8 protein-coding genes are annotated in these 10,585 nt (G+C 61.8%); 4 read left to right on the forward strand and 4 right to left on the reverse strand.

What is annotated here, in order from left to right; translation table 11 throughout:
• Nucleotides 1-119: 119 nt before the first annotated feature.
• Both AC0L6F_RS05280 and AC0L6F_RS05285 read right to left on the reverse strand, forming a co-directional pair.
• Nucleotides 120-497, reverse strand: a complete 378-nt coding sequence (locus AC0L6F_RS05280; protein ID WP_473539432.1) for a PIN domain-containing protein — start codon at nt 495-497, stop codon at nt 120-122.
• Nucleotides 494-835: a ribbon-helix-helix domain-containing protein gene (locus AC0L6F_RS05285; RefSeq protein WP_259612349.1), complete on the reverse strand. Its 342-nt coding sequence runs from the start codon at nt 833-835 to the stop codon at nt 494-496. Before AC0L6F_RS05285 ends, AC0L6F_RS05280 begins: the two co-directional genes overlap by 4 nt.
• On the opposite strand from AC0L6F_RS05285, the gene AC0L6F_RS05290 reads away from it, so the two are divergent.
• The 4 genes from AC0L6F_RS05290 (at nt 834) to AC0L6F_RS05305 (ending at nt 7,670) form a co-directional block, all read left to right on the forward strand.
• On the forward strand, nt 834-2,255 hold the full coding sequence (locus AC0L6F_RS05290) for an O-antigen ligase family protein (RefSeq protein WP_473539433.1): 1,422 nt from the start codon (nt 834-836) through the stop codon (nt 2,253-2,255). The genes AC0L6F_RS05285 and AC0L6F_RS05290 overlap by 2 nt on opposite strands.
• Nucleotides 2,252-3,556: an O-antigen ligase family protein gene (locus AC0L6F_RS05295; RefSeq protein WP_473539434.1), complete on the forward strand. Its 1,305-nt coding sequence runs from the start codon at nt 2,252-2,254 to the stop codon at nt 3,554-3,556. The genes AC0L6F_RS05290 and AC0L6F_RS05295 overlap by 4 nt, the downstream gene beginning before the upstream one ends.
• 162 nt (nt 3,557-3,718) lie before the next feature.
• The gene (locus AC0L6F_RS05300; RefSeq protein ID WP_473539435.1) at nt 3,719-6,424 is read left to right on the forward strand and encodes a CDP-glycerol glycerophosphotransferase family protein; all 2,706 of its coding nucleotides are present in this window, start codon (nt 3,719-3,721) and stop codon (nt 6,422-6,424) included.
• 46 nt (nt 6,425-6,470) lie between these two features.
• On the forward strand, nt 6,471-7,670 hold the full coding sequence (locus AC0L6F_RS05305) for an acyltransferase family protein (RefSeq protein WP_473539436.1): 1,200 nt from the start codon (nt 6,471-6,473) through the stop codon (nt 7,668-7,670).
• 41 nt (nt 7,671-7,711) lie between these two features.
• Here the strand turns inward: AC0L6F_RS05305 and galE are convergent, their stop codons facing one another.
• A complete protein-coding gene (gene galE / locus AC0L6F_RS05310) occupies nt 7,712-8,650 on the reverse strand; it encodes a UDP-glucose 4-epimerase GalE (protein WP_473539438.1) in 939 nt (312 codons plus the stop codon).
• 66 nt (nt 8,651-8,716) lie between these two features.
• Nucleotides 8,717-10,549 carry a DUF4012 domain-containing protein gene (locus AC0L6F_RS05315; protein ID WP_473539440.1) on the reverse strand — a complete coding sequence of 611 codons (1,833 nt, stop codon included), beginning with the start codon at nt 10,547-10,549 and terminating at the stop codon, nt 8,717-8,719.
• Nucleotides 10,550-10,585 lie beyond the last annotated feature (36 nt).

Raw genomic sequence — 10,585 nt, forward strand, 5'->3', positions numbered from 1 at the left:
GTGTCATTCGAGATGGTCAAGTCGCAGATACTAAAGCCTCATCCTCCGGTTGAAGCTTCGCGACGCGCCGGGAGCGTGTCCCCATCGGATAACGACCCGCCCGCACACCACCCGGATGGTCAATACGGTGCAGACAGTCCGCTGAACATCGGGAAGTGCTTCACGTTCCGTGTGAGCAGACCTGCGTCGAGCGCGACAGCTGTAGCGGCGATGGCGAGATCGGCGGAGTCGATGCCGCGATTGCCGGGAAGCCACTGACGGCCGAGTTCTCCGGCGATCTCGGCGATCCGCTCATCCATGGAGTGCCAGGTGAATGCCGCGAAGAGCGCCCGAGTCGCATCCTCCTCACGGGATCGCATTCCCGCCAGGACTTCCAACCTGGTGACTTCGCTTGCCTGCAGCGGCCCCGACGCTCGCGCCTTCCGGAGCACCGCGGCCGCGGCGAGTTCTCCCCGAAGGACATCGATGAGGATCGAGGTATCGACGACGACCGTCACAGCGCGGCCGTGCCCGTGAGGCGACGACCCGAGCGAATGCTCTCGACATACGCCGCGCCATCGAGGTCGCGGCCGCCCCAGGCGCCGATTGCCGCGTCGATCGCCACGAGATCAGAATCGACGTCGCGCCGCGAGCTGTATGTTCTGCTGACCGCATCCCGGATGAGCGCAGAGATCGAACGCCCGGTCCGCGCCGCTTCAGCGTCGAGGAGCCGCCGCTCCTCGACCGTCAGCGAGATCTGCGTACGCAACATGATGTAATCATACATCACCGCACGCGAACCAGCAGCGTCGAAGCCGTCCCGCACAGGTGCGCGCGATAGCCTGAATGCCACCATGGCCGTCCTCTCCAAACACCCCGTGTCGGCGCCGCCGAGCGCGCCGGTGCGCGAGAAGACGCGGCATATCCTGCTGCGCGCGTGGTGCATCTTCGTGCTGTTCCTGGCCCTGTCCGGAACCTTCACTGTGAACGCCGTCGGCGCGGCCGGCACCGGCGCCGTGACCGCGCTGTCGGCGGTCGTCTCGATCACGCTCTGGCTCAGCATCCGTCCCCCGGTGAACTGGCGGCGCGTGCCCTGGTTCGTCATGGCCTATCTGGTGTGGGCGGGGCTGTCGATGCTGTGGTCGCACTGGCTCGGCACCTCGGCGCTGACCTGGCTGCTGCTGGTGATCACGACGTTCCAGGGGCTGTTCGTGGCGGCGGTGCTCACCTGGCGCGAGGTGGTGAGGGCGATCGGCTCGGCCCTCAAATGGTGCCTGGGGCTGTCGCTCCTGTTCGAACTGGCGGTCGCGCTCTTCGTGCGCGGGCCGCTGCTGCCTGAATTCCAGCTGCCCGCCCAGGAGTACGACCCGATCGTGTTCTGGAGTCGCGGCAACCTGTTCAACGGCGGTCGCATCCAGGGCATCTTCGGCAACGCGAACCCGCTGGCGGCCGTGTGCCTGATCGCGATCATCGTGTTCGCGATCAGGATGGCCGCCAAAGCGCCGCGGCGCGCGCTGCTGGGCGTGTGGATCCTGATCGCGGTCTATCTGCTGTACCGGGCATCGTCGGCGACCGTGTACCTGTCGGCGGTGTTCGCGGCGGTCGTGCTGGTCACCGTCCTGCTCATGCGCAGCGCGAAGACCCCGGAGCGGCGAAGTCTCTACTACGGCGTGTTCGCGGTGGTGGGCATCGGCGGGGCGCTCACGGTCTGGCTGCTGCGCGATCGGATCTTCGCCGTCCTCGGCCGCTCGGCCGACCTGACCGGTCGCGAGCGCATCTGGCAGGCGGTGCTGGCGCGCACCGGGGAGCATCCCGTCGTCGGGTGGGGGTTCGCCACCCCCTGGCTGCCGGACGATCCGCACTTCGAGGGCTGGGTCGTCGACCACGGCCAGTCGGTGATGCAGGCGCACAACATGTGGATCGACGTGTCGATGCAGCTGGGCATCATCGGCGTCGTTCTGATGGCGCTGCTGTATCTGGCGTTCACCTGGCGGGCGTGGTTCTTCGCTGTCGACCGGCCCCGCTGGGATCTGCGGGCCGATCGCCCGTACTCCCCGCTGACACTGCTGCCCACGCTCGTGATCGCCGTGCTGCTCGTGCAGGGGCTGGCCGAGTCCGAGCCCCTGCTGCTGTGGGGGTGGATGTTCGTGGTCATGCTCGCGTTCAAGATCAAGCAGTCGCCGCATGTCGGCGTCGGGCCGATCGAGCAGCGGGTGGCGATCGAGCGGGGCGAGTTGATCGGCGATGACCGGTCTCCGGCCGGGAGCCGCCGGTGAACGGGGACCGCAGCATCCCGACACCGCGCTGGCTGCCCGAGCTGCTGCGCTCGGCCGGGATGGCACGGGCGTTCACACTGACCGCGTTCGCCGTGGTCTTCTCGTCGCACGCCATCCAATGGATGGCCGGGCTCGTCACCTACGTCACGATCATCGTCGGGCTGTGCATCATCGGCTTCGGGATGCTGATCGCCCGCCGCCGCGAGCTCTCGTTCCTGCGGCTGGTCCCGGTGTCGCTGCTGGTGTTCCTGGCTTGGACGATCATCAGCGTCTTCTGGAGCGAGTCGGCGCCCGACACGGTGGTGGGATGGGTGTCGCTCGTGGCGATCGCATTCCTGGCGATCGTGGTGGGCCACGTGCGCGACACGCTGCAGACCGCACGGGCGCTGGGCGATGTCATGCGCTGGCTGCTGTCGATCTCGCTGGCGATCGAGATCGTCATCGGCATCCTCATGACCACCCCCGTGCATTGGTTCGGCATCGAGGGCAACATCATCGAGTTCGGGCCCGTCGAGGGCATCTTCGGCACCCGCAATATGCTGGGGTTCGTGGCGGTGCTGGCCCTCATCACGTTCGTGGTGGAGTGGCGGACGGCCTCGGTGCGCCCGGGCGTGGCCGTCTATTCCGTGGCCGTGGGCGGCGTCCTGGCGGTGCTCAGCGGGTCGCCCACGGTGCTGGTGCTCGCCGCCGCGGTGGGCCTGGCCACCGGCGCCCTCGTGCTCGTGCGGCGCACCAGCCCACACAACCGCATGACGCTGCAGTGGAGCCTGGGCGCGGTCGTGGTGCTCGGCCTGGCCACCGCCTATCTGTTCCGGCACCAGCTCATCGCGGCCGCCGGGTCGGACTTCTCCATCCGCGCGAACCTCTGGCGGGTGCTGTCCATGTACGTGCGGTTCTACCCCGTGCAGGGGTTCGGCTGGTTCGGTCCGTGGCCGCGCGAGGAATACCCGTTCGTCGCGATCAACTTCTCGCTCGGCAAGGACTACACGACGGCGCTGAACGCATACGCCGACCTCGTGCTGCAGGTCGGCTGGGTGGGAGCGTTCCTGTTCGTGGCGATGGTCGGGGTCGCCCTCATCCGCGCCTGGCTGGTGGCCGGGGAGCGCCGCTCCCCCGTCTACGCCTGGACGCCGCTGATCCTCGTCACGCTCGTGGTCAACTCGCTGTTCGAGAGCTTCGCCCTGTTCGGGGCCGGCTGGCTGATCCTCGTCGTCTGCCTCGTCCGAGCCGGGCAGTCACGGTCGTGGCGCGAGAGACTGGATGCCGCGGCCCCGGCCTCGAATCTCCCCGCAACGGAGTGACCTCCCTGGCCTCACGAAAGACGGAAACCAGTTCGGAATGCAGCCCCGGCGCTCGCCGTAGCCTCTCACCAGTAGGATGGACGCGGCTCGCGGACGCTCACGAGCACCAACATGAACGGCGCCCCGACGCTTCCACACACGAGAACAGCAACCAATTCATCGATGTCATCCAGTATCACGGCAGTCCCATTTGCAACTGCGTCTCGACCGACGGTCTCCCTTATTGTCTCCATGTACGGCGTCGCCAGATACCTACCGGACTTTTTGAAGAGCATTGACAGTCAAGGATCTGAAACTCTATCGAAGACAGAAATCCTATTCGTGAATGACGGCTCGCCCGACGAGTCGGCTGAGATCGTGCGCGCTTGGTTGCGGGATCGGCGCAAAGAACTGGCGAATGGGCGAGTAATTGACCAAGATAACGGCGGACTAAGTGCCGCACGTAACACCGGTCTGTCCGAAGCGGCAGGCACGTGGGTATCCTTTCCCGACCCTGACGACATGCTCGACGGTGGATACCTCGCGTCCATTCTCGAAGTAATTGATTCTGAGGCGGCAATGGCTACCTCGTTCATCACAACGAATCTCATCTTCCTGGACGACAAGACTCGACAACTGTCCAATTCCCATCCGCTTCGAAGTAAATTCTCCCGCGGCCGGCGGTTGGTCCTCCTCAACGACGAGCCTCAAACGGTGCATCTCTCCGCCGCCACTGCGTTCTTTCGGCAGGATGACCTCCGACAAAGCGGCCTCAAATTCGACTCCAGTGTGCGCCCGAACTTTGAGGACGGCGCTCTGATTGCGAGATACAACCTGCGCCAGCCCAACCCCTCCCTTATCGTAGTGCCCGATGCGCGATATCTCTATCGTAGGCGCGCAGATCAGAGTTCATTGGTTGCGAGTAGCTGGTCAAATCCCAGAAAGTACCTCGATCTGCCGCTGCATGGCTGGATAGCGCTACTGCAGGAAGCGACAGAACTCCTTGGTTTAGTGCCACTCTGGCTCCAGTATGTTATCATTTATGAACTCCAGTGGTACTTCAAGTACGACGCTCAAATCCACACCGCCACTAAGGGGCTGCCCCCCGAAGTTAAGTCCGAGTTTATTCGACTCGTCCGAAGGACGCTTCGGTCGGTGACGCCGACAGCTATATCAAGTTACAATGTCACGGGACTTAGCGTGCAGTTGCGTGAAGTGTTTCTCGCACTGGGTGGGCACTCACCGAACCCTCACATTGTTAATGTATGGCGCGGGGACAATCGCGAGGGACTGCTCCAACTCAAGTATTACAACGCCGAACCGGTATCTGAAGAAATAAGATCAGGCAATCAAGTCGTCCTCCCTAGGTACGCAAAAAACCGGGCAGTAGTGTACTTCGACGAGCCGGTACTACACGAGCGGATCCTTTGGGTATCAGTTGGTGGTCCTTTAACCGTGGCTTTGGCTGGATGCCCAGCGGAGATCCGGCTAGGCCCTCCGTCCATCAACCGAACCTCATGGGAGCACGACGAACTCGCCCGAAAGTTCAGACTTACCACGCGGATGGCTGTCACACAACGGATTCCGACAGGAAATGCTGTCGAGACGCGAGAACGGCTGCGCCAAAAGACCAACCGTCGGAAATCCTCGGTCGCCACGTGGCAAGCCCGAGTAAACCGCGTTCTTCACGGCCGTAGCAAGATCATGCGTCGCGCTCGCGCAGCGTTTGCTAAACTCCTTGCGAAACACACGCGCCTAGGACGGCAATATAGCGGGGCGTGGACGCTCATCGACAGAGACGTTCAGGCCCAGGATAATGCGGAACACCTGTACCGATGGCTCAAGCACAATCAGCCAGGAGTGAATGCGTGGTTTGTCATCAAACGAGGAACCGTCGACTGGCATCGCCTGCGGCGAGAAGGGTTTCGATTAGTCGCTCACGGTTCGTTGCGTCATGAGGTTCTACTTCTGAGAACCAAGCATCTCATTTCATCTCACGTCGACCATTACATCGTCCAACCACTTGACAGACGACTGTATGGCGCCCCCCGTTGGAGCTACACTTTTCTCCAGCACGGGGTAACGAAAGACGATATCTCACGTTGGCTCAATGGCAAACCAATTCGCCGAATGATCACAACGGGCCCCTCCGAACAGGCCGCGTTCATTGATAGCGGCACACCCTACACACTCTCGGCGCGCGAGGTCGTGATGACGGGGTTCCCCAGGCATGATGCTCTACTCCGCAAATATTCGGAACTGGAGCCCCGGGCTCGCAGAGCGATCGTGGTCATGCCCACCTGGCGAGAATACTTGATGGAACCTATAACCGGCAAGGGGAACCTAAGGCCGTTAAAGCCTGGGTTCCGTGACTCCACGTACTTCAAGTCATGGAATGGATTCCTGCGAAGTCAGCGTCTCACTGCTCTTGCCTACGATCGGGACCTGGAGATCCTATATGTACCGCATCCCAACCTCGAACCCCACCTCACGCAAGCGGACCTACCAGAGAGCGTGAGACTTGTCCGATATGCCGACGGCGACATCCAGGAGGTTATTGCGAGGGCCGCTGTCCTAGTCACCGATTACTCGTCCCTCGCGTTCGAGGCGGCATATCTGCTCGTCCCAGTCGTATATTTTCAGTTCGATCACAGAGAATTCTTCGCTGAACATCCCCACAGAACCGGGTACTTCGAATACAGCGAGCAAGGCTTCGGGCCGGTAGTGGATGATATCAATGCCGCGGTGGATGCGACTGAGAATGCGCTCACGGATTCTGAAATGACCGCCAAATATTCGGTCCGGTCTCGCGATTTCTTCGCGTACCGCGATGGCCGCTGCAGCGAGCGCACCTACCGATCCATTCTGGAGTTGGACGGCCACAGCTAGTGCGAAACGGCAATCTGCTAGGTTCCGCGACGAGAAGGAATGAGCCATGACATCGACGCCCCTTCCTTCGCGCCCCAGATTCAGATACCTCGATGGCCTCCGCCTCCTAGCTGCGTTGTCGGTAATGGCATATCACTATTTCGCTCGCGAAGGAGATCATTGGGGGTCGGCTCCCAAGGACGTCTTTCCATTCGTTTCCCATTTTGCGGCCTACGGTGCGCTCGGGGTCCAGATGTTTTTCGTAATCAGCGGTTTCGTCATTCTGATGTCAGCACGGGGCCGAACAATCGGTCAATTCGTCAGTTCACGCGTGGCGCGTCTGTACCCGGCATACTGGGTATCAGTGATCTCTTACGCGGTCTTATTCACTGTAATCGCACCAGACCAGTTCAAGAACCCGAACTTGGAGACTGTGCTGGTCAACCTAACAATGGTCCAGCAGGGGGTCGGAGCGGCAAATCTCGATGGCGTGTACTGGACTCTCTGGGTTGAGTTGCTCTTCTACGTCCTGATCGGCATGTTGATCGCTCGTCTCGATAATGAGCGCGTGATCATGGGATTTGCGATCCTATGGCCCTTGCTCGGAATAATCGCCGAGCAGGCCAAGTCAATGTTCATTGTAGACTTCGCCCAGCCACGGTATGCATCTCTATTTGCCGCCGGAATGGCGCTCTACCTCATCCATGCGCATGGCCATTCATTGTTGCGATGGTTCATCTTTGGCTTCAATGCGCTGATCGCAACCTACCAAACAACTCAGCATTATCTCCTGCACAATACCGCGAACAATACCGGCATGAATCTCTCCTCGCTTGTTTCGGTCAGTCTTATGGCGTGCATATTCGGGCTCGTGATCCTGGCCACGGTATCTCCGTTTTCCCGGCGAGGGCCAGCCTGGCTAAGTTTCGCGGGTGCTCTGACCTATCCGCTCTACCTCTTCCATGAGATCTGGGGGTGGTGGCTGATCAAGCTTGTCCATCCGTTCATGAACAAGTGGATGGCGGTTGCGTGTGCCGTCGCGTTCGCGTTCCTTTTGGCGATCATCGTAGAGAGATGGGTCGAGCGTCCCCTACGCCCTCGTATTCAGCGTGCGTTGCGGACGGCCTTCGATTCGATCAGGAACCGACCTCGCACTTCTCCTGCGGCTTCCCAGCGACCAGACGGTGCTCTTGACGCTCGCGCTCCCGCGGGGTCTACGGATGGCACGAAACAGGGACCCGTCGGCCTACCGAGTGGCGATTCATGATCATCGATATTTCCGCGCTGGTGTAGGACGTCTACGTGGGGTTACCACGAAGACTCGATCATGTCCTCGAGTGTGTGAGTAGGGGTCCATCCGAGTTCTTCACGGATGCGTGATGCGTCGGCGACTACCGACGCGGGGTCGCCCGGCCGACGGGGGCTGTCGGCAGGAACGGGAACGTCGGGTAGCAGTTGTCGCGCCGTGTCCACAACCGTGCGAACGGAGTAGCCATGCCCAGTTCCGACGTTAAATACTCGATGCGATGCGACCTTCTCCCGCGGTGCGTCCAGTGCCGCGAGATGCGCCGCTGCAAGATCGCTGACATGGATGAAGTCACGCACGCACGTACCATCCGCGGTATCGTAGTCAGTCCCGAATATTGAAGCTGGTAGACCCCGTCGTGCCTTCTCGAGAACGATGGGAATGAGATTTAAGGCTGCGGAGTCCTTCAGCCTCTCGGATGCAGCGCCCGCAACGTTGAAGTACCTGAGACTGATCGCATCCATCTTCGCAGTCACCGAGTCAGCCACAAGCCATTCACCAGCGAGTTTCGTCTCACCGTAAGGGTTCACCGGCTGCGTTGGAGAGTCCTCGGTGATGGCATGCCCAGCGGTTGCGCCGTAGACTGCCGCCGATGACGAGAAGATGAATCTCTGAACACGTGCCTCGTCAACTGAGCAAAGCACGTTAGCGAGTGCGCCGATGTTCTGCTGGTAGTACCACGCTGGCCGTTGCATCGATTCGTCCACTCGCTTCTTGGCAGCGAAGTGAAGGACTGCGTCGACACCCCCAAGTGTCATTGCAATTTCGGGCTGATTATGAGGATTCGACAGGTCTATTACTTCGAGTTCGGCTCCAGCCACTCGCTCTCGGATACCTGTTGACAAGTCGTCGCACACGACCACTTCGTCGCCGCGCGAGATCAATAGCTCAACAACATGCGATCCGATGTACCCCGCCCCGCCCATGACTGCAACTCGCACCAGTTCAGACTACTGGACTGGGACGACACCTCCGAGCTGGTCCTCATTGGACCGTCTACATGAGTGCTACTGCCTGTCCAGCAGCCCGTCGCAGGTCTTCGCCACGGTGACCGGTGTGGTCGTCACCGTCGGGGTGTACCGCACCGACAGCGGCCCGAGGTCGCCCTTGGGCAGTGTGCTGGTGAACGAGACAGTCTTCGTCTCGCCGCTCGGGACGAAGACGCGGATGCTCTGGGCGTTGCGTCCGTCCTCGACACCGCTGCGCATGTCGGCGTAGGAGTCGCCGAACTGCGGATCAACCGCGGTGATCTTCGAGCCGGTCGGCGCAAAGTAGATGATGTCCTGGATGAAGGTGTTCTTCAGCAGCCCATAGCGCTTGTTCCGGATGCCGAGCTGGTACTTGGTCATCCCCTCGAGCGGGGCGCTGTTCGCGATCGTCATCGAGGTGGTGATCGTACGGTCCGCGGCGCTGCAGGTCACATTGACCTTCGTCTTCATGAAGTACTCGAGCTTGCTGTAGGCCGCGTCGTTGACGAAGATCCCGACTTCGGTCGTCTTCTTGTTGGTCGTCGCCATCGCACCGTCCAGGCCCAGCTCGACCGACATCGCCTGCTCGTCCTTGCGCGGGAACCAGACGCGCAGGCGCTGCTCCTTCACCGAGGTTTCCAGCTGGGTGAGCATCTTCATCACGTCCCACTTGCCCGACGCCACCTTGTTGAACACGCGGGCGGCCACGTCGGCGAAGAAGGCGTCCTGGACGGCGTTCACCGGGTAGCGGCCGTACGCGTCATAGAGCAGGGCTTCGACCACGTTGCCCGAGGTCAGCTTGCGTCCATCGGCCGTCTCAATCGGTCCGGTCACCTTGAGCATGTGCGAGAGCACGACCGGGTCGACCGAGATCACACCGTCGAGGTGCGCGCCGTTGGTGTTGAACCACAGGTTGTCGAAGGCCTGAGCGGTCGTCGGGAAGTTCGGGGTGCGGGTGAAGTTGCCGAACCCCATGAACGTGTCGGGCTCGTAGAGGGCCAGGGTCTCCTGAGGCAGGTCGACCACCTGCTGGTTGCGCGGGAAGCTGTACGTACCAGTCTGCTTCGCCAGCTTGACGCTGCCGTTGTCGACGTTGACGATCGCTGTCGCCGCCGGCAACCCGCCGCCGCTTCGCGACTCGGCGTTGTTCTGGAAGATCAGCATGTACGTGCGCTTCTCATCCGCACCGGCGATCTCCAACAGCGTCGGCAGATAGTGCTGGACGTTCTTCAACGCCGGACCCGCCTGATCCATGACGTCGAACAGCGAGCCGACGGCACTGTCCACGAACGGCAGGAGCTTGGAGCGGTCGACACTCTTCAGCTCGCTCTGAGCCTGGGTGAACGCGGTGGTGATGGCAGGCAGCGAGTCTGCGGCTTCGCTGATCGGGGCGAGGTTGATTCCGCCGCCCTTGACCGAGATCTTGTCCAATTGCAGCGTGCTCAGCAGCTTCACGCCCGCGGGCATCGCGCCTTCAGCGAGAACGTGGGTCGCCTCGGTCGCCTTGCGTACCGCATCGACGTTCTGGCCGATGAGCGGGATGCCGGCGGCCACCTCCCACAGCGGCCCCTTCACCGTGGAGTCGGCTCGACGTGTGAGCGTGAGCACCTCGTCGCCGGCAGCGGCGATCTTGGCCGAGTCGCCGCTCTTCATGTACTTCGTGATCGACGCGATCTCGGACTTGGCCGACATCAGGTCGTCCTTCACCGAGATCGCCTGCACGGCGAACACCGCGGTGACGGCGCCCAGGGCGACAACGACGCCGCCGACCACCGAGGTGGTGATCCAGGGCCATCGCCGGCGTCGCCGCGGTGCCGCGTGGGACCCGGCACGGTCCACGCGGTAGCGTCCAGATGGAGGAGTCTTGGGCACCTGACGAGATTACCGGCTGGTCACTGTGATGACGCC

The organism is Microbacterium sp. G2-16M (genome assembly GCF_055809115.1).

Excerpts from the sequence above, each read along its gene's own strand:
- AC0L6F_RS05290 (WP_473539433.1), top strand. The coding sequence starts at position 834 with ATGGCCGTCCTCTCCAAACACCCCGTGTCGGCGCCGCCGAGCGCGCCG.
- AC0L6F_RS05285 (WP_259612349.1), bottom strand. The coding sequence starts at position 835 with ATGGTGGCATTCAGGCTATCGCGCGCACCTGTGCGGGACGGCTTCGAC.
- AC0L6F_RS05300 (WP_473539435.1), top strand. The coding sequence starts at position 3,719 with ATGTCATCCAGTATCACGGCAGTCCCATTTGCAACTGCGTCTCGACCG.
- AC0L6F_RS05305 (WP_473539436.1), top strand. The coding sequence starts at position 6,471 with ATGACATCGACGCCCCTTCCTTCGCGCCCCAGATTCAGATACCTCGAT.